We start from the raw sequence: 22,667 nt of genomic DNA on the forward strand, positions 1-22,667 counted from the left end.
GGAACGGCGAATGCACCGCATAGCTTCGGGCGAATTTCATTGGACCTATACTCTTGGCGACCTGCGCATCACCGCCTTGCGCGATGGCTATGTCGACATGCCGGTCGGGCGGCTTCGGCAAAACGGCGACAAGCCATTTGGCGATGATTTGCCGCCACAGGTCGCGTTGATTGGCGGTCAGCTCAGGCTTTCGGTCAATGCCTTCGCGATCGACGATGGGAATGAGATTACGCTGATCGATACCGGCGCCTCGAATGCCTGGCACCCGACCATGGGCCGGCTTCCCGAGGCGCTGGACGAAGCCGGCATCGATGTCGAAAAAGTCCACACTGTCTGCTTCACCCATACGCATCTCGACCACATCCATGGCCTTGTGCTTGCCGACGGTCGGGACGCTTTCCCGCGCCTGGCGCGCCTGCTGGTTCCCAGGCAGGAACTCGGCCTCTTCCGCGCCGTAGCGCGGCTCAAGCGATTTCACGGCATGGCGCGACCATTCGAAGCCGGAGACAGTATCGGGACCCATGTCGACATTATCGGCGCTCATGGCCATGAGGTCGGTCACAGCTGCTTTCGCGTTTCGAGCGGCGGCGAGCGCATTTTGATCTGGGGCGACACCGTCCACGTCCCGTCGCTTCAGTTCGATCGGCCTGAGGTGACGTGGGAGTTCGATGGGGATCAGGACCAGGCGCGCGAGAGCCGGTTGCGGCTGCTGGCTCTTGCGGCGGACGATCATTGCTTCGTTGCCGGCGCACATCTGGACTCGCCCGGCATTGGCCGTGTCGTGCGGTCTGGCGGCGGCTTTCGATTTGAACCGCTATAGCCGCTGTAATTGAAAAGGGCGGCGCAAGCGCCGCCCCCTATCTTCGAGCTTCTTCTGGCCCTGGCGCACGGCGAGGAAGTCGTCCTAGGCGCTATGGAGAGCCGACTTGACCGGCGTTACCGTCAACCGATCTGAATGCGGCGTGTCACCTGTCCGTTGCTCTCCCAGTAGGTGTGTTTTTTGGCGATCCACGGATCACTCATCGCCGGCTGGATATTGCCGCTCGTATCGATCGCGCGCGAGGTGACGGTGTGCTCCCCGGCGGAAGGCTTGGGCCAGTCGAGAGACCACATCTTCCAGGCAAACTCCGCCTCCTCCGTATGGTCGATGGTCGCCGGCATCCACGGCCCATCGTCGATCTTCACCTCGACCCGGTCGACCGGCGCGCCCCAGGCGGCTCCGACGATGCGGTAGTTGCTACCGACCTGAGTGACCCGGGCCGGCGCCGATTTGAGGCGCGCCCGGCCAACGGAGGTTTCCACCCACACGGTCTCGCCTTTATGGTCTTCCTCGCGAAGCGTGACGTAGTCGCGTCCCATGAACCGGTTCTCGAAGCGCTGGTCGCGCACGTCAATGCGCTTGAGCCATTTCGCGTTGGCGACCCCGTACCAGCCCGGCGCCACCAGCCGCAGCGGGAAACCGTTGTCGGGCGGCAAGGGAGCGCCGTTCATCTCGTAGCAAAGGATGTTTTTTGGATCCATGGCTTCGGCGACCGACATGCTGCGCGCGAAATTTTGCTTGAACTTGACCTCGTCGGCTCGTTTGATCTCGCCTTCGTCGGCACCCCAGAAGACGACCTCGATGCCGCTGTCGAGGACCCCGGCTTCCTTCAGGATCGGTGCGAGCGGTGTGCCCGCCCAGCGCGCGTTGCCGATGCCGCCGTTGAAAAACGGAAGGCCGGTATTGCCCGAACATTCAATCGTGAACGTGACTTCCTGGCGCGGACGGGCCTTGATGTCGGCAAGCGTCAGGGCCATCGGCTTTTTGACCATGCCATCGATTTCGAGCTTCCACGTGCTCTCGTCGATGACCGGTCGGTTGAAGTGCGCGATTGAAAAGAATTTGTCGTTGGGCGTTACCCAGGAATTGAGTCTCTCCCAGACGAGCTGGTTCTTGATGACCTCCGGAACAGGGTTCGGCGGTAGTTTGTCGAGCCATTCGACGATCTTCTCGCCGGGCCGTGTAGGAAAAGCGTAAACACGCGAGGTATGGAGAGCGGCAATTGCGGCAACGGCCACACTTCCCTGGATAAGTTCTCTGCGTTGAAGATGAGGCATGCTGTTTCCTCCCAGTTGGTCCGGAACGGGCTGCAGCGTGCTATTCGGGCCATAGCCTGATCTCGGACAGGCGCACAAAGGAACGACTGCCACCCGGAAGTAATCCGGATGGGTCATGCGGTCAGCGACGCGTCTCAAGCATGTAAAGCATTGGACGAAACTCTAGCTTGGGTTTCGTGCTTGGAGAGTGCGCCCGGAAAAAGGATGTGTCCACAACTTGGACGGGATATGTTGACCTTGCGGCCGATTTCCGTTCCGTTGCAGTTCGGGACCCGCTTCCGGCACTAAGTGTTCGCTTGACGGTGTCCTGTTCTAGCTGAGGGGCACTAAAGCCTCTCACCGCCCGTCCCTGGCCTTGCGCATAGGCGTTCGGGCTGGTGTCGTGCAAGGCAACCCGGATTGGTAGCGGCTACCGGGCCACCGGCCACAAGCGGTTTCACACAATTGAAAAGGGCGGCGCAAGCGCCGCCCCATATCCCTTGGGAGGATAATTCGGCCGGCGATCAGGCCGCCTTGATTTCTTCGTCGACCATGTCGGCGTCGCGCGCCTTCTTCAGAGCCTTGGCCCACCAGGCGACGTCGTTGACCAGCGCCGTGGCGGCCTGGTTCAAGTGTTCGAGGTCTTCGAGTTTCTTCTCGCCCTGGCGCACGGCGAGGAAATCGCCCCAGGCGATATGGACAGCCGACTTGACCGGCGCCATCTGCAACTCGACGGCATGGAGACGGAGCTGCTCGACGGCGCGGGCGCCACCAACGCTGCCGTAACCGACGAAGCCGGCCGGCTTCTTGTTCCACTCGTTGGCGGCATAGTCGATGGCGTTCTTCAGCACGGCCGTCGGGCCGTGATTGTATTCGGCGGCGGTGAAGATGAAGCCGTCATATTCGGCGACCTTCTTCTGCCAGCGCTGCGCCACCTCGTTGGTCGACGGCACCCAGGCGGAAGAGGCGACTTCGTCGAAGAAGGGCAGCGGGAAGTCACGCAAATCGACGATCTCGACGTCGATGTCGGCATGCGACTTGGCGATCTTTGCGATCCATTGTGTGGGCACATCGGCGAAGCGCGCGGCGCGCGTCGAACCGACGATGATGGCGATTTTCGGCTTTGACATGGGGGCTCTCCATTCCAGTAAAATGCTGGTATCGTTTAGATACCGGAGCTATATGAGATACTGTCAACTCGCGACGCAAGGAGGCACCTTTTTGTTACTGAGGCACCCGCACCGCACCGAAGACTGCCGCGCGATTTCCGAAATCCTGCAGCGCGTCGGCGACAAATGGACCGTTCTTGTGGTCGGCAAACTTGGCGACGGACCTTTGCGTTTCAACGAGCTGCGCGCCGCCGTCGGCGGCATCTCGCAAAAGATGCTGACCACGACCTTGCGCGGGCTGGAACGCGACGGGTTCGTCACCCGCACCGTGTTCCCGACCATCCCGCCGCGCGTCGACTACGAGCTGACGGAACTCGGCCACGAACTGCTGATCCCGGTCAGCGCGCTTGGCGAATGGGCGCGCAGGAACACGCAGCGTGTGCGCGCGGCACGCGAAAAATTCGACGGCATGCACGGCTGAAACCTTTGCACGGCAAGGTGTCGGGCGTTTCGCGTTGTGTGAAGTTGTCTGATGGCCGGGAATTCGTGGCTCTCTAAAGGAGGCCTCGCAACCTTGTCCGATGGCGCTTCAGGCCGACCAACGCTCGGCGCTGCTTTGATGAAGACAATCGTAAACCCAGGATGACCATTAGCTTCCTGGCGCCAGGTTCTCGCAAGGCGCCGGGCTGCAGATCGCACATGTCGCGGCCGGCTCCCTGACGCCCTTGCCGGCACGCAGGCAGGAGGTGCGCGGAAGGTCCTCTTTGACTGCGGCATAGGCGGTTACGCCAAGCAGGCAGATCACGGCGACAAGGGCTGCCACCAGCCAGCTGTTCAGTATGTGTTGACGCATTGTCGCCCCTCCAACGCCGGCACAATCAGGCGTGAAGGCAACCATTGGATGTCGCGGAGCGCATCGCCCGCGCGGATGATGTTACAATTGCCCCTGGACTGGGAGAACGGGGACTGGGAGAACGGGGTTTGCGAGAATGAGCTTTCGTCAACTCTCGGCCGGCACGGCCTTCGGCTTGCCCTCGCCGTCGAGCGCCACCATGATGAAATCGGCGTGCGTCACCTTTTCCATCAGGTCGGAGAGATAGCGCTGCGCCCAGGCCTCGACCTTCAGCGTCATCGAGGTACGGCCGACGCGTTCGACATGGGTGTAGATGCACAGCGTGTCGCCGATCTTCATCGGCTTGGCGAAGGACATCTCCTTGACCGCCGCCGTCACCACGCGGCCCCTGGCCCGCTCGGCGGCGCGGATGCCGCAGGCAAGGTCCATCTGCGCCATCACCCAGCCGCCGAAAATGTCGCCGGCCGCATTGGCGTCCGAAGGCATGGCGAGCGTGCGCAGCGTCAGGTCTCCGATCGGCCGTCCGTCCGCGTAGTGCACCATGGGCAGAGTCCTTGTGAGGTGATGGTCATCGATCCCGTATCGCCGCTGCAGGAACAGGTCAACGCGCCGCAGCTGCTGTTTCCTCGCCTCCTTGGGCCATAGGCTAACATTGGCATTCGCCCGGTTGTGCCTGATTCTCAGAGCTTCGGGTTTTAGAGCGGGCTTCCCCCACTCCGTCGACTGCGCGGCGTAAGACCAGGCGCTAGCTGAGAGGCGCACCTCTCAAAAATAACCTGCAAGGTTAGCTCGGATGCGGTCCAGCACCGTGCTACCAGACAGGTCGGGGATGAACGCCTTGCCGGTGATCGCCTCATAGGCCTGCGCATAGACGTTGGAGGCCTGTTCGACGATCTCGTCCGGAATCTTCGGGATCGGGTCCTTGTAGGGATCGCAGCGCGCCGCCACCCACGAGCGGATGAAATCCTTGTCGAAGCTGTCCGGCCGGGTGCCGCTGGCTAGGGCCTGCCCATAGCTCGCCGCGATCCAGTACCGGCTGCTGTCCGGCGTATGGATTTCGTCGGCCAGGATGATCGTGCCGTTTCTGTCGGTGCCGAATTCGTACTTCGTGTCGGCCAGGATCAGGCCGCGCTCGGCAGCGCGTGCCTGGCCGCGGGCGAACAGTTTCAGGGCATAATCCGAGACGGTGTCCCATTGTGCCTGTGTGAGCAGTCCCTGTTCGAGGATCTCCGCCCTCGACAGCGGCTCGTCATGGGCGCCATCCGCTGCCTTGCTCGTCGGCGTGATGACCGGCTCGGCCAGCTTTTCATTGTCGCGCAGCCCGTCCGGCAGTCGCATGCCATACATGTCGCGTTCGCCGCGCTTGTAGCGGGTCAGGATCGAGGTGCTGGTGGTCCCCGCCAGATAACCGCGCACGACGATCTCGACCGGCAGGATGTCGAGCCTGGTGCCGACGACGACATTTGGGTCGGGGTATTCGAGCACATGGTTCGGACAGATATCGGCGGTTTCCTCGAACCAGTACCGTGCCGTCTGGGTAAGGATCTCGCCCTTGAACGGGATCGACGTCAGGATGATGTCGAACGCGCTGAGCCGATCGGTGGCGATGATGATGCGCCGCCCGTCCGGAAGGTCGTAGTTTTCGCGGACCTTGCCCTTGTAGTGGCCCGGCAGCTCGGGAATGAAGGCATCCGACAGGATCCGCATATGATTTCCTGCCTTCCGCAGAGTGGCCAGCGCATGATTCCGAAAAATTGCAGACTTTTCGGAAAAATCATGGGCCAGAATAATGATAATGTCCCGCATAAGCTGTCGACCCCATGCATATCAAGCGCGATTGTCGGTATTCCCCGCAACTCGACCCGGCGTCCCAGTCGCTTTTTTCACAACGCATGCCGGAAGGCGCGGCGACGCGGCGAACCCGTCGCGTCTAGGCTGCGGCCAGTTTTCCGGAGCCACCCATTTCCATCATGCAGACTTTTGACTTCATCATCGTCGGCTCCGGCTCGGCCGGCTCGGTGCTCGCCGACAAACTCTCGGCCTCGGGCCGTTTCTCGGTGCTGGTGCTGGAGGCCGGCGGCACGGACCGCCGCTTCTACGTGCAGATGCCGCTTGGCTACGGCAAGACCTTCTTCGATCCCGCCGTCAACTGGAACTACAAGACCGAGGCTGACCCAGGCCTCGGCGGCAATGTCGACCACTGGCCCCGCGGCAAGCTGCTCGGCGGGTCGAGCTCGATCAACGCCATGGTCTGGATCCGCGGCGCGCGCGAGGATTTCGACGACTGGCGCGCCGCCGGCAATCCCGGCTGGGGTTATGACGATCTGTTGCCCGCCTTCAAGGCGCTCGAGGACAATGAGGCGGGCGCCGACAGATGGCGCGGTACCGGCGGCCCCCTGCATATCAGCAACACGACGAACGCCGTCCACCCGCTGACCAAGCGCTATCTCGCCGCCGGGCAGCAGGCCGGCCTGCCGCTCAACCCCGATTTCAATGGTGCTGCCCAGGAAGGCGTCGGCACCTACCAGATCTCGACCAGGAACGGCCGCCGCATGTCCGCCGCCCGCGCCTTCCTGCGCCCGGCCATGAAGCGCGCAAACGTCCGCGTCGAAACCAATGCGCTGGCGAGCCGCATCCTGTTCGAGGGCAAGCGCGCCGTTGGCATCGAGTATTTGCAGAACGGTCGGACGAAGACGGCCCGCGCCGGCCGCGAAGTCATCCTTTCCGCCGGCTCGATCAACTCGCCGCAGCTCATGCAGCTTTCAGGCATCGGTCCGGCGGCTTTGCTCAAGGGGCTGGGCATCCCGGTCGTCCATGCCAACGAGAATGTCGGTGCCAATCTGCAGGACCATGTCGGCATCAACTACACCTTCAAGGGCAATGTGCCGACACTGAACCAGATCCTGCGCCCCTGGTGGGGCAAGCTGCTGGTCGGCATGCAGTACATCCTGACCCGTTCCGGGCCGCTGTCGCTGTCGATGAACCATGGCGGCGGCTTCTTCCGCACCGACCCGGCATTTACGCGCCCCAACATGCAGCTTTATTTCCAGGCGTTCTCGACCGTCATCCCGAAGAGCGGCGAGCGGCCGATCCTGACGCCTGACCCCTGGCCGGGCTTCTCCATCGGCCTGTCCAACTGCCGTCCGTCGAGCCGGGGCGAGATCATGATCCGCTCCAGCAATCCGCTGGAATATCCAAGGATCGTCGCCAACGCCTATTCCACCAATGCCGACGTCGAGGAGATGCTGGCGGCGGTGAAGTTCGTTCGCAAGATCGCCTCGATGCCGGCCATGGCGGAGATCATCAGGGAAGAGGTCCTGCCCGGCCCGTCGATCCAGTCGGACGCCGACCTGATCACGGATTTCAGGAAACGCTCAGGCACCGTCTATCACCCGGTTTCGACCTGCCGCATGGGGCCTGATCTCTCGCGCTCCGTCGTCGATCCGCGCCTCAAGGTGCATGGGCTCGAAGGCCTGCGCGTCATCGACGCCTCGATCTTTCCCGACAACATCACCGGCAACACCAACGCCGCCTCGGTCATGACCGGATGGAAAGGCGCCGAACTGGTTCTGGAGGACCAAAAATGAAGATCACCGACGTCAAGACCTGGGTTGTCGGCAACCCCCCGCCCGGCATCGGCGGCAAGTATTTCATCTTCGTCAAGCTGACCACCGACGGCGGCGTGGTCGGTTATGGCGAGGCCTACAACGCCACCTTCTCCGCTCATGTCACCGCCAAGCTGGTCGAGGACATGGCCGAACGCTATCTGATCGGCCACGATCCGCACGACATCGAGAACTTCTTCCGCCGCGCCTATTCGTCCGGCTTTACCCAGCGTCCTGACGTGACCGGCATGGGCTGTTTCTCGGCACTTGAAATGGCCTGCTGGGACATCGTCGGCAAGGAAGCCGGCAAGCCGGTCTACAAGCTGCTCGGCGGCCAGGTGCATGAGACGCTGCGTTCCTACACCTATCTCTACCCGCACACCGGCAGCGTCCATTCCGAGGACGCGCCGGACGGCAGGAACGTATACAACGACCCCGAAATGGCGGCCGCCTGCGCGCTCGAATATGTCGAGCAGGGGTTCAATGCCGTCAAGCTCGACCCGGCCGGTCCCTACACCGCCTTCGACGGCCACCAGCCGCGCCTGCTCGACATCGATGTCTCCACCCGCATGATCAAGGCAATCCGCGAGGCGGTCGGAAACCGCGCCGACATCCTCTTCGGCACGCACGGCCAATTCACCGCTTCCGGCGCGCTGCGCATGGCCCGCGCCATCGAGCCCTATGATCCACTGTGGTTCGAGGAGCCGGTGCCGCCCGACATGCCGGAGGTCATGGCGCAAGTAGCCCGCGCGACCTCGATCCCGATCGCCACCGGCGAGCGGCTGACGACCAAGTTCGAATTCGCCCGCGTCATCGAGAACCGCGCCGCGACCATCCTGCAGCCGGATCTTGGCCGCTCCGGCGGCATTCTCGAAACCAAGAAGATCGCCGCCATGGCCGAGGCCTATCACATCCAGGTCGCGCCGCACTGCTATTGCGGGCCGATCGTCGGTGCCGCCAACATTCAGCTGGCGGTGACGCTGCCCAACTTCCTGATCCTGGAATCGCTGAAGCAGTGGGACGGTTTCCACGCGACGCTGCTCAAGAAGAAGATCGAGTGGCAGGACGGCAATGTCATCCCGTCGAAGGAACCGGGGCTGGGCGTCGAGCTCAACGAAGCGGTCTGCGACGCCCATCCCTACACTGGCAAGGACCTGCATCTGCAGATGATGCAGACGCCGCTGATGCCATGAGCGAAAGCTACGCCTTCATCGGCCTCGGCCATCTCGGCGGCAACCTTGCCGCCAGCCTGATCCGCAACGGCTTTGCGGTCACGGTCTTCGACCGCGACCCAGCGGCGGTCGAGCGCCTCGTTGCGCTCGGCGCCACCGCCGCGAGCAGTCCCGCGGAAGCGGCCGCCCGCGCCGGCAACGCCATCTCTTGCCTGCCCTCGCCAAAGGTCAGCGAAGCAGTGTTGGCCGGCCCAGGCGGGTTGCTCGAAGGCCTGCCTTCAGGCGGCACCTGGATCGAGATGTCGACCAATGGCCGCGACGAGATCGTGCGGCTTGCCGCCCTCGCCTTGGCCAGAGGCGTCGAGACGCTGGAGTGCCCGGTCACCGGCGGCGTGCATCTGGCGGCGGTTGGAAAAATCACCGCGCTGGTCGGCGGTGATGCCGCGCTCTACGAACGCCATCGCGCGGCGATCGAGGCGATGTGCGCGCGCTCCTTCCTGATGGGACCGATTGGCTCGGCGGCGGTGATCAAGGTCATCACCAACATGCTGGCCTTCATCCATCTCGTCGCCGCCGGTGAAGCGCTGATGCTGGCCAAGCAGGGCGGGCTCGACCTCGCCCAGTCCTATCACGCCATCGTTGCCTCCTCCGGCAACAGCTTCGTCCACGAGACCGAAAGCCAGCTCGTCCTCAACGGCTCCTACGACATCGGCTTCACCATGGATCTGGCGCTGAAGGACCTTGGCTTCGCGCTGGGCATGGGCAAGGATTTCGGCGTGCCGCTCGAGCTGGCGTCACGCGTCAACGCGATTTTTCAGCAGGGCAAGGAAACCTATGGCGGCGGTGCCTGGTCGACCCAGATCGTCAGATTGCTTGAGGATGCCGTCGGTACCGACCTGCGCGCGCCCGGTTTCCCGGCCAAGTTGGAAATCTGAGCCGCAGCCAGAAAACCAAGCGATTTCATTAGCTTGAATCGATAGCCGGATTCAGTTTCGAAAAGACTTGAATCAATCTGGCAACGCCTTGATTCAATATCTGAGCGTCAGCGCCCCGGGCAGGATCTCGAAGGTTGCCGGTATGCGCCCGGGCGACTCACCGTCTATGTCGACCAACGCGCCGTTCTTTTCCACATCACCCAGCGGTTCGACAACCACTTTCTTGCCGCGCAGGATCGTGATTGCCGGATGGTTGCGATGCCGGCCGCCATAGAGCAGCCTGATGTCCCAGATCAGCTTCAGCTTGCCCGCCGCGCGCAGGATGACGATGTCGAACTGCCCGTCGGTCAGCTCGGCATCGGGCGCGATCATCATGCCGCCGCCGAAGAACTTTCCGTTTGCCACCGCCACCAGCGCCATGCGCGCTTCGACAGGCGTGCCGTCGTCGACCGTGATCCGGACATCCTGGAAGCGGTAGCGGACGAACTCGACCACGGTGCGCCACAGGAACAGCGTCCTGGCCGACATCTTGCCCTTGCGCTTGTCGGCATTGACGGCGCGGTCGGTAGCGCCTGACAGACCAAGGCTGGCGATGTTGATGAAGTGGCGGCTCGCCAGCGCGCCATGATCGTCGATGTAGCAGATGCGGCCGGCATCGATCTTACGTCCCTCTGCCTCGGCGATCCGCTTCAAGGTCGCGTCCACCGCCTTCGGCAGGCCGAGCCCGCGCGCGAAATCGATGCCAGTGCCGCATGGCAGCAGGCCGAGCTCGGTCATCCTGCCGCTCTCCTCAAATGCCTGCAGCAGCCCGTCGGCCACTTCGCTGGCTGTGCCGTCACCGCCCGCCGCGATCACCAGTTCGTAACCGCTGGCCGCGAGGTCGATGGCCAGCCGTTCGGCATCGCCCTCGGCCTGCGTCTCGCGCAGCTCGAAATCGCCAAAATGCTTTTTCAGCGAGGCGGCAACCTCAGGCCAATGCCGTTTCAGCCGGCCGCCACCGGCTATCGGATTGAGAACCACCCCGACTTTCAACACGCGCCCTCCCCGGCGCCGAACATGCATGTCCGGTCGTTTGCCGGCATTGAAGCCCGTGCCCGTCGGCGGAGCAAGGGGCGCTGTCGGTCGGAGCCCTAAAAAGCGGGGCAGGCTGTCTAAGGCAGCCGGCGCCGAAATTCCGGGCTTGTGGCAAACGGTCCCCGATAATCCCGCTATCCACAGGCCCATGGCCATTCCCCGAGACACTTACCCGGCGTACGTTAAACCCATCTCAGGCGGCTACCGATCGCCAAGCCGAAAGGCGGAAGTGAAAGGCGGATTTCCTGAGGCCCGTACGGCCCGGAGCGAGAGCAGGCTTGCCTGTTTTGAGGGACGGTAGCCGAGACCTACGGGGCCGCGGAAAGCGTGCCAACGCCGACGGCGGACCGATGCTGCCATGAAGGACGGCAAAAACCTTCGATGGCACGCAGGGCAAGGCCTGCAAGGGCCAAGACCGGCGTGGTCTGGAACGGACGCCGCCTTCGGGTGGTGGCTGGCAGGACCGTCAAAATCAAGGCCGGCATGGCGCGACGACTTTACGGAAGTTGCTGCCGCGACCGTGTCCTGATCTGACAGGGAGGCGCTGGGAGAAATCCCGGCGCCGACTGTCTTTGAGATCTATCTCCCACAATTTTTACGGTGTTTTCGGCTGGGGCTGCAACCGGCGGCAAAATCGGCTAACGTTCGATGTCGTCAGGGTCCGTTTGAAAACGAGCTCGTAGAAGGGGGAGACTTCATGACGCTCATCCAGAAGCTTGCCGTTGGCTATGCCTTCCTGTTCTTCGCCGTCGTCGCCGTCGGCTACATACCGGCGTTCAACGACGCCAACGGCAATCTGTTCGGCCTGTTTTCGCTGCAATGGTACGATGACCTGCTGCATGCCTTCTCGGGCGTCTGGGCGCTGGCCGCTGCCTTCATCTCGCATCGCCAAGCGGTATTCTATTTCAAGCTGTTCGGCTCGGTCTATCTGTTCGACGGTGTGCTCGGACTGATCACCGGTTCCGGCTGCCTCGATGCCGGCATCTTCATCAACGGCTTCCGCTCCCTCAACGATATCGAATTCCCTGCCCGCTTCTTCGCCAACCTGCCACACATCGTCATTGGCGGCTTCGCCGTCTATGTCGGTTTCTGGCTGTCAAAGCGCATACACGACCACTTCGCCACGGCCTGACCGGCCATGCTCGTGTTCCGCTGGCTGAAGCGCCTCATCAAGACGATCCTCTGGCTGATCGTCATCGTCATCCTGGTCCCGATCGCGGGGCTCGCCTATGGCTTCCTGACGACGCCATCGCTCGACAAGACGCCGCTGCCCGGCATTGCCGACGGCGCGCCACCCAAGGCGCTGGCCGACAAGGTCCGCGCTGAAATCCCCGGCTACCAGCGGCCCGAGGAATCGACCTTCCTCACCTATCCGGAATGGGCGATCGTCTACGCCGCGCGTGAATACGCCGGCTTCGTCGCCAAGGACCAGCCGAGCGGCTTTCCCTACTGGTCCTATGTCGGCCGCTTCTGGCAGGACTACGCCACGGTGATCCGCGCCAGTTCTCCCTACAAGTTCAACTATGCCAACCATCAGATGCTGGTCATCATCGGCACCAGCCACTCGATCGAGCATATCCTGCAATGGGCCTATGAGAACACGGTCGGCCGCATCACCGAGGCGACATCGGCCAAGCGCACCGCCGCCGACATCTACCAGGCCAAGGTGGCGGCCGACTACGCAGGCTTTCTCGACCAGGTGCCGTGGTACCAGTTTCCCTATGGCGAAAAACGCGCCGGCCTGTTTGCCGTGCAGCCGGCGCCGGGAGACAGCTTCGTCCGCACCAGCGAGCGCAAGCTCGCTTTCGGTCTCGCCGACACCATCAAGCAGGGCTATGCCGACCTGATAAGGCAGGCGCTCGCCGCCACCTCCGACCCGGCCTTGCTCGACATCCACGTCTGGGCCAAGGGCCCGGTCGGCGAAGCCACCCGCACCGAGCCCGACACCTTGCTGGAACGCGACATGGGAGCCGACGGCACCATCTTCGTCACCAAGCGCTATCAGGTCTTCACCGACATGATCCCACGGCTGATCGACAAGGGTGTCTCCTTCGTCGAGATCGGCGGCAATGACGAGATCATGGTCACGATGCTCTCGACCGACTCGATCGCCGTTCCAGAAGGCATGCGCATCCTGTTCAGCTATCCGCTGCCGGCCGACACCGCGACGCGCCGCACCGGCATGGTCGTTGCCGTGCGCAAGCTGCATCTGGTGCTGCCGTCGCTGATCAAGGCCGGCGCCAGGCTCGAACATGTTTACGACTACTGAGACGACAGCCGCACCATGCGTCGACTGATCCGCATTGTCGGCTGGCTCGCGCTCACGCTGGTCGTGCTGATCGTTGTCGCGCCAGTCGGCTTCCGCGGCGCCGCGGCCTTGCGCGAAACGCTGTCGCCGCAGGAGGCGGCACCGGCGGGAGCCTTGTTCGCGACCGTGGACGGGCTGAAGATGCACTATCAGGTCTGGGGTCCGCCGGACGGGCCACCGCTGCTTCTGTTCCACGGCACGGTCTCCTGGGCCGAAACCTACCGCGATATCGCCGCTCCGCTGGGCGAACAGGGCTTTCGCGTGATCGCGGTCGACATGCCGCCCTTCGGCTATTCCGAAAGACCAGCCAACCAGGACTATTCGCGCGCCGCCCACGCAAAGCGCGTCCTCGGGTTCGCCGACGCGCTCGGCCTTCGCCATTTCAGCGTCGGTGTCCACTCCTATGGTGGCGGCGGTGTGATCGAGGCCGCCTTCTCGGCCCCGGATCGCATCGACGCGCTGATCCTGCTCGACGTGGCGCTTGGCCTCGGCCAGACCGAGCCGCCAGCCTTGCCGTTCGCATCCCTGCTCGACAGGGATTGGCCGCGCCAACTCCTGACCGCCTCGACCTTCACCAATCCGTTCATGACCGGGTTCGGTTTGCGCCAGTTCATCGAGAATGACGATCTCGTCACGGCGGAGCGCATTGCGATCTACACGCGCCCTTTGAACGTCAAGGGCACCACCAATGCCGTTGGCCACTGGCTGTTCAGCGGCCTCTACAATGACGAGCGGAAATCGCTTGCCGCCAATCGGGTGAATTATCGCGCCTTCATGCCTCCGGTTCTCGTCATCTGGGGGCGAGATGATACGACCACGCCCCTCGCACAGGGCCAGGAGATCGCCTCGCTGTTTCCACATGCCGAACTGGCCGTTCTCGATGGCGTCAACCACATCCCCCAGGTCGAGCGCCCGCAAGACGTGGTGCGGCTGATCGCCAATTTTCTCAAACGGACCTTGCCGGCAGCCCAATAGGCACGCGCCGCCATGCTCATTCCACAATCGCGGCCAAATCCCGCCTTGTTCGCGCGCGATGGAAGTGCAAGCCGCCTGAAAGCCCGGCACGCACCTGAATGGGCGCCCGGGCGGGCATCTCGAAGGGACAAGACCGTGATCAAGACCGCCCTTGTCGCCATGACCATTGTCGGCTGCGACTGCGACGCCAGGCTGTGCGAATATATCGGCGAGACGCCGGCCAAATGGTCGACGATCGCCGAGTGCGAAGCCGCGATGAAGAGCCAGATCCTGCACGAGCGCAACTTCAACTATCCGCTGGTGTCCGGCATCTGCCGCGCCAAGGGTTCGTCGTCCTCCTCGCAACTGGCCGCCACCGCGTCCCGCCCGGAACTGAAGCCGGCCAACAGGACCGTACGGACGCAAAGCCCGCTGCCGCCGGAACTGAGCCGTCGACCAAGCGTCCCGGTCGGCACGCCGACGACGGCCGTCGAAGCGGATGCTGCCCGCCCCGTCGCCTATGAACAGGTGGTCGATGGCGGCACAGGCGTGCTCTACCGCACCAAGAACGGCTATGCGGTGGTCAAGACCGATCTTGGCCGCGCGGCTTCCGCGACCGCCGACGCGGCCAAACGCTCGGTGAACTGGCTGGCCGGCCTGGTGCCGACGGGGCTGTAGTCCGCTAGCGTCTCGGCTCACGACCTACTGCGGACGTATGACACACGATTAAAGGCCTGCCGGCGGGTTCTGTCCAGCGGTGTCAGTCGCCCAGTCTTCGTTTGGTCAATTCGACTTGATAGACGCTTCGCGGATGCCGTCTCAGTCGCCATGCATTTAGGGATATGACCAGCGCCAAATATCCAAACAGCGCAAACAGACCCAAAAATATTCCGATTAAGCTGATTAAGATAAAAAGAACCACACCCCCAATTGCAATCACGACATAATATAGAACTGAGGCCCAGACATATTTGTCCATTTGCGAGCTTCTCATCTATCGCAAGTCCTTTTTGGCCATTCGGCTCATAAATCACCAATGCCGAGCAGCTCGTTTTCGAGAATACGCTGGGAAAGCGAGGCGCATTCGACCCAGAGCCCAAATCCAAACTGAGACACTGCCCTGGTCCCTACATCTTGACCTTCAGGCTCTCCCAGAACTTGTCGATCAGCGGCTGTTCGGTGACCAAGTCCTCGCTGCCGACGCGCGTGATGAACAGCAGCCCCTGATCGGCAAGCCCGTAGCCGACGATCTCGAAATACGCGGTGTCGGTGCGTGTCTTCACCTCGGCGCGGATGCCGGTCAACTCCTTTCCGTCGGCAAGCTTGCGCGTCGTCGGCTGCTGCGTCAGCTCCGCACCGGCCTGCACCGATTCCCTGGTCATCTCCTGCAGCATCAGCTGGTTGAGCGACACAGGGTTCATCTTGCCGTATTCCTGCACCACGACGATCGTACCCAGCGCCGAGGCCATCAGATATTGCGTGATGTTTTCGCCGAGATCGGTCTTGGTCACCGAAATGCCGCTTGGATGGACGAAGGAGAAACTGTCGCCGGAAAAGGTGGCGAAGTCGTTGCGCTCGAGCGTCACCTTGCTCTGCTTGCCGCCGGGCAGCGTAATGGTCGTGCTCTCACCGGGATCGATATCGACCGCCACGCCGTCGATGGTCAGCTTGAAGGCCTTGAGGTCCTCGGCCCCTGCCGGTCCAGCGCACAGCGCGATAAGAGTGAGGGCCGCCGCTGATGCCATACGCATGATTGTTCTCCTGCTCTATTCCTGAGCAGTTCCCTAGGGAAAGCACTGCGCGGTTTCCCGGGAAAACCGCTTTACACTTTTCCCGGAACTGCTTCCTGCGCCACCCCGCTCAGCGCCTTGATGGCACGGTAGAAGGTAGAGGAAAACAGTTCCGTGGGGTCATGTTGCCGCTTCGCCGCCAGGAAGGCCGGCAGTTCGGGATAGGAGGCCAGCAACTCCCTGGCCGTGTAATGCAGCTGGTAGGGCAGGAAGAAGCGCCCGCCATGCTTGATCGTCACATCGATCAGCGCCCGTGTCAGCGCCCGCATCCTGGCATTGCCGTCGGCATCGGTGGGCTGGTTGATGTAGAGCACCAGCGAATAGGCGGGCTCCGGCGCGTAGGTCAGCGCCACATCCTCCTTGTGGACGATGCGCACCGAGGCATTGAGCACCGGCAGTTGCTGGTTGCGCAGGATCTCACGCGCTTCGCTGATGAACGCGACATAGGCAGCGCGTGGAATAAAATATTCGTGCAGGATATCGGTTTCGTCAGTCAAATCGTTGAACAGATACGGCACCGAATCGTGCATGGGATTGTTGCGGGTGACGAGGCAGGCCTCCCCCTCCGCCATGGCGGAGGTGCGCGCCACCGTGCAACTTTCGAACTTCGGCTCCAGCGTCTTTTCGGTGAACCACTTCAGCTCTTGAAACACGCTGCCCCATTTCGCCAGATTGATGATCACCCGCTTCAGTCCGACGCCCTCCGGTTCGCCGATTTCAGGCTGGTCGGCCGGCGGCTGGTCGGCCACCTTGTCGTAGCGATAGACGATCATGTCCTCGAGGAAGTTGCCCGGCGCCGTCGACAGATGGCCGTAGAACAGCCCGATATCCTTGTTCGGCTCCAGCACCTCGGCGAAGAATTTCGGGAAATCATCGGATCTGATGATTTCGCGCGAGGTACGGTAGACGGCGTTGTCGACGATATCGAGCGTCGCCTCCAGCACCACGCCGAACAGGCCATAGCCGCCGACGACGTGGCGGAACAGGTCCGTATTCTCGCTCGGCGAGCACGTGGACACCGACCCATCGGCCAGCATCACCCGCATGGAGCGGATCGAGCCGGCCACCGAGCCCGCCTGATGGTCCATGCCATGCGCGTTGACCGACAGCGAGCCGCCGACCGAAAAGATGTCGGTCGATTGCATCGCCTTCACCGCGAAGCGTGGATTCAGCAGGTTCTGGATGTCGTGCCAGCGCGCGCCCGGCTGCAAGGTCATGGTCCTGGCCGCCGCGTCGACGGTGACCTTGTTGAATTTCCTGAGGTCGAGCACCAGGGCGTTGTCGTCGAAGGCATGCCCGCCCATCGAATGGCGGATCGCGGCCAGCGATACTTTCAGTCCGTTGGCACGGGCGAAGGCCAACGCCCTGGCGATATGGTCCTCCTCGCTGACCTCGACCACGCCATAGACCGGCGTCCGCGACAGGCCGCTGGCATCATTGATGTCGCCGCCCCTGGCCGACCAGGGCAGCGAAGGATCGAAAGCTGGGACATTCTCCAGCGGCTTGAGCGGCAGGGCAATGCCGTCGATATCTGCGATGCGCCCGGCATTCTTCGGCCCCGAAGGCCCGCGCGCCAACCGCGCCATGGTGGTTCCGCCCCACAGCACCGCGCCGCCGACAACCGCCGCGCCAAGCACCAACCGGCGCGACAGGCGAAACCCTTTCTGTTCGTCAGCCATGCGGATCCCCCGTTGCCCAAGGGATAGCGCGGCTCTTTGGCGAAAACCATAGGGGCGCCGGGCAGAGCCATGGCGCCACTTCGGCGTCAGGGCAGCTGGTGTTCCGATATCACGGGGCGAGTCTCGCTGGGTTGCACTGCCCCTCATCCAACTGCCGGCACCTTCTCCCCGCAAACGGGGAGAAGGGAGAAGCCTCTACGAAGCCTTCTTGATCGACGTCACCATGCCGGTCTTGTCATCGACGGTTACCGCCACCTTGGCGCCGACCTTCAATTTGCCGATCTTCGCCTCCGGCGACAGCTGGTAGATCTTGCCGTCGTCGAGCGTGATCGACTTGGTCGTCGGATCGACCGCCTGGATGGTGCCCTGAACGGACGCGGCATAGGCCGTGCCGAGGAACGCGAGCAGAGCGGCGGTGGTTACGAGGGTTCTTTTCATCGGATGTACTCCGTGCTGTTTCGGTTTTCCGGACCGTCGCCTTGGGTAACGACAGCACCGAACGAACTGACACTGGGCCGGAAAGCCTGCTGGCCGCAAATCACGTTGAGTGAATTTTCGCAAAGGAAATCATAGGCTTAATTCTGACACATTGCCTGAGCTCGATGCGGTTTCCAGCCGCGTCGATCAACTCGACACGTGCAGTTCGTCCACGAAAAGAGTTGTTTAGCCGATTGGGGCGGGCGCGTCGCGGCCATCACGCAGCCGCCACAATCCACCCCGGATTGTATCACGCAACACCCTGCCGATCTTCCATTGATACAAGTTTTGTTTCATGGATAAGCTCAACCGCGACTATAAAAATCGGGATAACACTCGCGCATTGGTTGCAAATTCGAAATGAATGCAGGATCATTCTAACCGCTGCGACGAGGGGGAGCCGCCATGAGACTGGCAGTCCGAACCATCATATCTCTGATGCTGGCGCTTGCGCCGGGATTGGCCGGCGCACAAGGCGCTGATCCAGGCGATGACAAGACGATTACCTTTGCCCCGGGCGATCCTGAAATGACGGCGGCGACCGCCCAGGCGCTCGCCAGCCTGGATGAATTCCTGGCCCTTGCCGAAGCGCCTCCCTCCGGCACCGAGCGGTTCAAATTGAAGGTCAAGGTGCGTGACGGCAACGTTACCGAGCACTTCTGGGTCATCCCGTTCCGGCACACCGAAACCGGCTTTGCCGGCATATTGGCGAACCAGCCGGAAGAAGTTCGCAATGTCGTCCTCGGCCAGAATATCGAATTCACCAGGGACGATGTTTCCGATTGGGGCTACACCCGGGACGGACGGCAGGTCGGTAGCTTCACCGTCTGTGTCATGTTCAAGAGAATGCCGAAGGAAGAAGCAGACTACATGCGCGGCAAATACGGATTTGACTGCTGATCGTGGCGGCCGGCTAACTGGCTTCGTCCTTCACCCCGATCTTGCGCACCAGTGCGGCCGTCGCCAGCATGGCGCCCATGTCGGAGATCATCGGCGCCACATGCCTGGTGTAGTCGAGCGGCACCGAAATCTCTGGCAGTTCGAAGAAGTTCTTCGCTTGCGGCAACAGCAGGAAACCGTCGCCGCCATTGAGCCCGACGCGAGCCGGGTCGTCCGGCCAGGTTTCACCGAGCCATTTCAACGCCTGCGCCAGCCGACCGGTCACCAGCGGCCGCGCCGCCTCGAGATTGTCGGTGCGGAATTCATAGGCGGCATCAAGCAAGGGCTCGCCCGATGACAGCTCCTGCAGCTTGGACCCGAACAGGCCGCGGAAGAAGCCGACGACAGCGTTGGTGCGCCGCGTCGCCACCAGGATTCCCGGGAACGGCTCGACAGCCTCGAAGGCGACGATGACGCCCTTGAAGGCCGTCGATGAGCCCTTGCCGGTCCCTTCCCGCAGTTCCGCCTCGTAAAGCTCGAATGGAAACTCTTCGTAGCGGCCGGAAACGACATCGTCGAACGATTGCCGGTTGAAAGCCCCGACCGCCTCGCGCGGCAGCCGGTCGAACGAGTTCGGCCTGCCGCCACGCTGGTAACGCACCTCGCGGATGAAGCCGAAGATGATCGGCAGCAACGTGTCGCGGAACGATTGCTGCAGCCGCGTCGCCGGCTTGATGGCCTGGAAGTAGAGCAGGATCGAAGCGGCGAATCCGATGACATAGAGGAACACATGCGGCGTCGAGAACCATTGCTCGTTGGGATCGGCGACCTTGTTGAACAGCCAGGCGATCACCACCACGGCCACCAATGTCAGGCCGACGAACAGCGGCACCCGCCAGCGCACCTGCCGCACCGCCGAGGCCCGCGCCGCCTCATAGGCCTCGATATTCTTCCGGATGCCGGCGATGACAGTTTCATCAGGCATGAAATCCGCTGTTTCCACCGCCACCCCCGCTGCCTCGACAGGTTCATGATAGCTGGTTTTGCGTGAGGTATCGACTGCAGGCTCTCTCCAACAAATGTTCGCCCGTAGAATAGTGTCGTCGCTTGCAGCGCTAAGGAAAGATTGCTCTCAGCCGTCTTTCAACCTTTCCCCTCATCGCACCCTCAAGCCCCTCCACCGGCACCAGTTGCTCATGATCACCGCCCCGCAGCCGCACGAACGGATGCAGCCGGTAAGAGGCAATCGCACCACGCGTCTCGGCATCGGCACTGACATCGACGACGAAGATCCCGCCAATGCGCCCCGGCCATGGCTGTCGCGCCAAGGCGGTGCCAAGGAAATCGCCGAGCCCGTAAGCGACGATCGCGTCGCCGATCCGCTCCACCGGCTGCACCACATGCGAATGGTGGCCGGCGATCAGCCCGACACCCTGCTCGGCCAGGCGCCTGGCCAAAGCCCGCGTCCCGGCGCGCGGAAAATGCCGGAACTCCCAGTCCCAATGCGGCACCGCGCAGAGAAGATCGACGCGCGGCCAGCCGGCCAGATCGCTGCCCATCGACACACGCCCGGCAAACAGGCTCTCATCTGCATTGCGCCACAGCGTGAAGGCCGCCAGGCCGACATCCAGCGGGCCCACCTTGACTGTCTGTGCCGGGCCATTGGCGGCCAGGCCGATGGTGCGGATGCCGAGCCGCTTCAGCGCCGCCACAGTCTCGTCGAAACCCGCGACGCCTTGGTCGAGCACATGATTGTTGGCCAGCGAAAGCACGAGCTTTTCGCGCGCAAGACCGGTCGCGGCGAGCGCCTCGGCCAGAAACCGCTCGTTCATCGCATGGTGCGTGCCGAGCCTCGTGCCCAGCACCGCGCTTGGCCTGTCCACGACAGGGCTTTCGCAATTGCCGATCACAAGGTCGGCGCCGCCGAGCAGCGCCTTGATCGCCGGGTCGCAGTCCGGCGCACGGCTGTTGGCCACCGCCGAGATGTCGCCTATGAAGGCAAGCCGCACCGTCTCTCCCGGCGGCGGCTCCATCAACGTCCCCGCCATCGGCGCAAACCCGTTGCCGTCGCCGCCAAGCGACGGTTTCAGGAAACGCGGCAGCCATGACAGTTTGTAGGAAAGCGGATAGTTCGACACGCAATGCCCAATCGTTTGCCTTTGTGTAGACGCTCCGGAAGGCGGGTAGAAGCACATCCCTCGACAATCATGCAACGAAGTGGACAGTGCATTGGCGCTGACAGGCGCGATGCCTCAAATAGCCCAAATCTGTGTATGATTGTCGGCGACAAATGCTTGGGAGGGGAAAGATGACACGAATAGCAAGCCTGCTGGCATCCGCCTTCATTGTGCTTTTGCCCTTGTCTTCCGCCGGCGCCGCCATGCCCGAAGCGGCAACCGCGCTGTTCGAGGCGAAGACCGTGGCCGCGCGCGACAGCGCCCTGTCGACGTTGGAGGCCGCCGCGGCGAAAGATCCGGCATCGTCCTATGCCGCCGGCGCCGGCGAATTTTTCACCGCACTGGAGTTGCTCGCCAGCGGCCTTCATCGCCACGGTTTCGAAAGCCCGCAATCCTTCATGCTGCCGCTGATGCAGCTGCCGGTGCCATCAAACCCAAACCCCGAGCCGCTGACCTATGAAGAGTTCCGCGCCATACTGGTTGCCTTCCGCGACCGGCTGGAAAAATCCGCCGCGACGCTGGGCTCGGTTCCGGCCAATGCCGATATCGGCATGGTCATCGACCTCACCCATGTCGGCATCGACCTCAACGAGGACGGCACCATCGCCCCGGATGAGAGCATGGCGGCCATCATGGCCGCGCTGTCGCGTGGCAGTATCTCGCAAGGCGATAGCGCACCCGCGCTCACCTTCCGCTTCGACCGCGCCGACGGCTACTGGCTGCAGGGCTATGCCGAGTTCCTGATGGCGCAGGCCGATTTCTGGCTGGCGCATGATTTCAGGAGCACTTTCGACGGCTCGTTCCACATGCTGTTCCCGCGCGCCAAGCTGCCGCTGCAGGATATTCTCGTGCCGCCGCCGAGCGAGATGGGGTCGAACATCTTCTCCTCGGAATGGCGCATCGCCGATTTCATCTCGATGGTGCACATGATCAACTGGCCGGTGGTCGAGCCGGAACGCCGCAAGGCGGCGCGCCAGGAATTGCTCGAAATGATCCGGTTGTCGCGCGAGGACTGGAAGGCGATCCGCGCCGAGACCGACAATGACCGCGAATGGCTGCCCGGTCCGCAACAAAAGGGAGAGAACCCGCTGACGGGCCTCGAAGTCGGCGAGGAACAGGTGCAAGCTTGGCTCGCCGCCTTGACCATGGCCGAGGACCTGCTCGAAGGCCGGGCGCTGCTGCCGCATTTCCGTATCACCGGCAAGGGCATCAACATGAAGCGCTTCTTCGACGAACCCAAGCCCTTCGACCTGGTGCTGTCGATTACTGGCCCCGGCATCGCGCCCTACCTCGAAAGCGGCAGGATCCTGACCAGCGAGGATTTCGACCAGATCCAGCGCGAGTTCGGTGGCGGCGGGTTTTTGACGTTCGCGCTGTGGTTCAACTGAGCGGCGCCATCGTCATCCTGGGGCGAAGCAAGGAGCGAAGCGACGCGGCGTAGACCCGAGGATCCATGCCGGGACATCAAAGCGACGCAGCAGTGCAGACTCTATTCTGCTGCGCCGGTCACAGGGCTATTTGTTCTGAACCGCTGCGTTCCTCGGCGGACATCGCGGCATGGATCCCAGGGTGTAGGCGA

The 22,667-nt window shown here is 62.7% G+C and carries 22 protein-coding genes; 11 read left to right on the forward strand and 11 right to left on the reverse strand.

All coding sequences use genetic code 11. The features are described 5' to 3' along the window. Positions 1-97 precede the first annotated feature (97 nt). Complete coding sequence (locus tag AC1VON_RS30270; RefSeq protein WP_483126397.1) at positions 98-820, forward strand: MBL fold metallo-hydrolase; 723 nt, start codon at positions 98-100, stop codon at positions 818-820. A 122-nt stretch (positions 821-942) separates the two neighbouring features. On the opposite strand, the gene AC1VON_RS30275 is transcribed toward AC1VON_RS30270, so the two are convergent. Then, a complete protein-coding gene (locus AC1VON_RS30275; RefSeq protein ID WP_483125889.1) occupies positions 943-2,097 on the reverse strand; it encodes a sulfite oxidase in 1,155 nt (384 codons plus the stop codon). 503 nt (positions 2,098-2,600) lie between these two features. Continuing rightward, positions 2,601-3,206 (reverse strand): NADPH-dependent FMN reductase, encoded by a 606-nt coding sequence (locus AC1VON_RS30280; protein ID WP_483125890.1) that lies wholly within the window; start codon positions 3,204-3,206, stop codon positions 2,601-2,603. 91 nt (positions 3,207-3,297) lie between these two features. Between AC1VON_RS30280 and AC1VON_RS30285 the strand changes: the two genes are divergently transcribed. Next, complete coding sequence (locus AC1VON_RS30285) at positions 3,298-3,666, forward strand: winged helix-turn-helix transcriptional regulator (RefSeq protein ID WP_172349001.1); 369 nt, start codon at positions 3,298-3,300, stop codon at positions 3,664-3,666. 168 nt (positions 3,667-3,834) lie between these two features. Here AC1VON_RS30285 and AC1VON_RS30290 read toward each other — a convergent pair whose 3' ends face one another. From AC1VON_RS30290 to AC1VON_RS30300, 3 genes are all read right to left on the reverse strand, one after another. Further along, positions 3,835-4,038 carry a hypothetical protein gene (locus AC1VON_RS30290; RefSeq protein ID WP_172349000.1) on the reverse strand — a complete coding sequence of 68 codons (204 nt, stop codon included), beginning with the start codon at positions 4,036-4,038 and terminating at the stop codon, positions 3,835-3,837. Positions 4,039-4,185: 147 nt separating this feature from the next. Next, positions 4,186-4,581, reverse strand: coding sequence for an acyl-CoA thioesterase (locus AC1VON_RS30295; RefSeq protein WP_140774704.1), 396 nt, complete (start codon positions 4,579-4,581; stop codon positions 4,186-4,188). Positions 4,582-4,803: 222 nt separating this feature from the next. After that, entirely contained in the window at positions 4,804-5,745 is a 942-nt protein-coding gene (locus tag AC1VON_RS30300; protein ID WP_483125891.1) for a phosphoribosylaminoimidazolesuccinocarboxamide synthase, read from the reverse strand. 263 nt (positions 5,746-6,008) lie between these two features. Between AC1VON_RS30300 and AC1VON_RS30305 the strand changes: the two genes are divergently transcribed. Genes AC1VON_RS30305 through AC1VON_RS30315 form a run of 3 tightly spaced genes read left to right on the forward strand, consistent with a single transcriptional unit; the run spans position 6,009 to position 9,750 of the window. Next, positions 6,009-7,625 (forward strand): GMC family oxidoreductase, encoded by a 1,617-nt coding sequence (locus tag AC1VON_RS30305; protein WP_483125892.1) that lies wholly within the window; start codon positions 6,009-6,011, stop codon positions 7,623-7,625. Next, the gene (locus tag AC1VON_RS30310) at positions 7,622-8,836 is read left to right on the forward strand and encodes a mandelate racemase/muconate lactonizing enzyme family protein (protein WP_172348997.1); all 1,215 of its coding nucleotides are present in this window, start codon (positions 7,622-7,624) and stop codon (positions 8,834-8,836) included. Before AC1VON_RS30305 ends, AC1VON_RS30310 begins: the two co-directional genes overlap by 4 nt. Further along, positions 8,833-9,750: an NAD(P)-dependent oxidoreductase gene (locus tag AC1VON_RS30315; RefSeq protein ID WP_483125893.1), complete on the forward strand. Its 918-nt coding sequence runs from the start codon at positions 8,833-8,835 to the stop codon at positions 9,748-9,750. The genes AC1VON_RS30310 and AC1VON_RS30315 overlap by 4 nt, the downstream gene beginning before the upstream one ends. A 93-nt stretch (positions 9,751-9,843) precedes the next feature. On the opposite strand, the gene AC1VON_RS30320 is transcribed toward AC1VON_RS30315, so the two are convergent. Next, positions 9,844-10,782, reverse strand: a complete 939-nt coding sequence (locus AC1VON_RS30320; protein ID WP_483126398.1) for a diacylglycerol/lipid kinase family protein — start codon at positions 10,780-10,782, stop codon at positions 9,844-9,846. A 739-nt stretch (positions 10,783-11,521) separates the two neighbouring features. Here AC1VON_RS30320 and AC1VON_RS30325 point away from each other — a divergent pair. The 4 genes from AC1VON_RS30325 (at position 11,522) to AC1VON_RS30340 (ending at position 14,764) form a co-directional block, all read left to right on the forward strand. After that, complete coding sequence (locus tag AC1VON_RS30325; protein ID WP_172348995.1) at positions 11,522-11,956, forward strand: DUF4383 domain-containing protein; 435 nt, start codon at positions 11,522-11,524, stop codon at positions 11,954-11,956. Positions 11,957-11,962: 6 nt separating this feature from the next. Continuing rightward, entirely contained in the window at positions 11,963-13,093 is a 1,131-nt protein-coding gene (locus tag AC1VON_RS30330) for a hypothetical protein (protein ID WP_483125894.1), read from the forward strand. Between the two features lie 15 nt (positions 13,094-13,108). Then, positions 13,109-14,107 (forward strand): alpha/beta fold hydrolase, encoded by a 999-nt coding sequence (locus AC1VON_RS30335; protein ID WP_483125895.1) that lies wholly within the window; start codon positions 13,109-13,111, stop codon positions 14,105-14,107. A 135-nt stretch (positions 14,108-14,242) separates the two neighbouring features. Continuing rightward, the gene (locus tag AC1VON_RS30340) at positions 14,243-14,764 is read left to right on the forward strand and encodes a hypothetical protein (protein ID WP_483125896.1); all 522 of its coding nucleotides are present in this window, start codon (positions 14,243-14,245) and stop codon (positions 14,762-14,764) included. Between the two features lie 449 nt (positions 14,765-15,213). Here the strand turns inward: AC1VON_RS30340 and AC1VON_RS30345 are convergent, their stop codons facing one another. The 3 genes from AC1VON_RS30345 to AC1VON_RS30355 form a co-directional block, all read right to left on the reverse strand. Continuing rightward, on the reverse strand, positions 15,214-15,837 hold the full coding sequence (locus AC1VON_RS30345; RefSeq protein ID WP_483125897.1) for a hypothetical protein: 624 nt from the start codon (positions 15,835-15,837) through the stop codon (positions 15,214-15,216). Positions 15,838-15,908: 71 nt separating this feature from the next. Beyond that, positions 15,909-17,555, reverse strand: a complete 1,647-nt coding sequence (locus AC1VON_RS30350; RefSeq protein WP_483125898.1) for an FAD-binding oxidoreductase — start codon at positions 17,553-17,555, stop codon at positions 15,909-15,911. 195 nt (positions 17,556-17,750) lie between these two features. Beyond that, entirely contained in the window at positions 17,751-17,993 is a 243-nt protein-coding gene (locus tag AC1VON_RS30355; RefSeq protein WP_172348989.1) for a DUF1344 domain-containing protein, read from the reverse strand. Positions 17,994-18,437: 444 nt separating this feature from the next. Between AC1VON_RS30355 and AC1VON_RS30360 the strand changes: the two genes are divergently transcribed. After that, positions 18,438-18,932 (forward strand): YegJ family protein, encoded by a 495-nt coding sequence (locus tag AC1VON_RS30360; protein WP_483125899.1) that lies wholly within the window; start codon positions 18,438-18,440, stop codon positions 18,930-18,932. Between the two features lie 13 nt (positions 18,933-18,945). Here AC1VON_RS30360 and AC1VON_RS30365 read toward each other — a convergent pair whose 3' ends face one another. Then, entirely contained in the window at positions 18,946-19,896 is a 951-nt protein-coding gene (locus AC1VON_RS30365) for a DUF3137 domain-containing protein (RefSeq protein WP_172348987.1), read from the reverse strand. 130 nt (positions 19,897-20,026) lie between these two features. Next, positions 20,027-21,049 (reverse strand): CapA family protein, encoded by a 1,023-nt coding sequence (locus tag AC1VON_RS30370; protein WP_483125900.1) that lies wholly within the window; start codon positions 21,047-21,049, stop codon positions 20,027-20,029. A gap of 170 nt (positions 21,050-21,219) precedes the next feature. Between AC1VON_RS30370 and AC1VON_RS30375 the strand changes: the two genes are divergently transcribed. Next, a complete protein-coding gene (locus AC1VON_RS30375; protein ID WP_172348985.1) occupies positions 21,220-22,476 on the forward strand; it encodes a hypothetical protein in 1,257 nt (418 codons plus the stop codon). Positions 22,477-22,667 lie beyond the last annotated feature (191 nt).

It is taken from the genome of Mesorhizobium sp. HAY1-8B, from assembly GCF_056868045.1.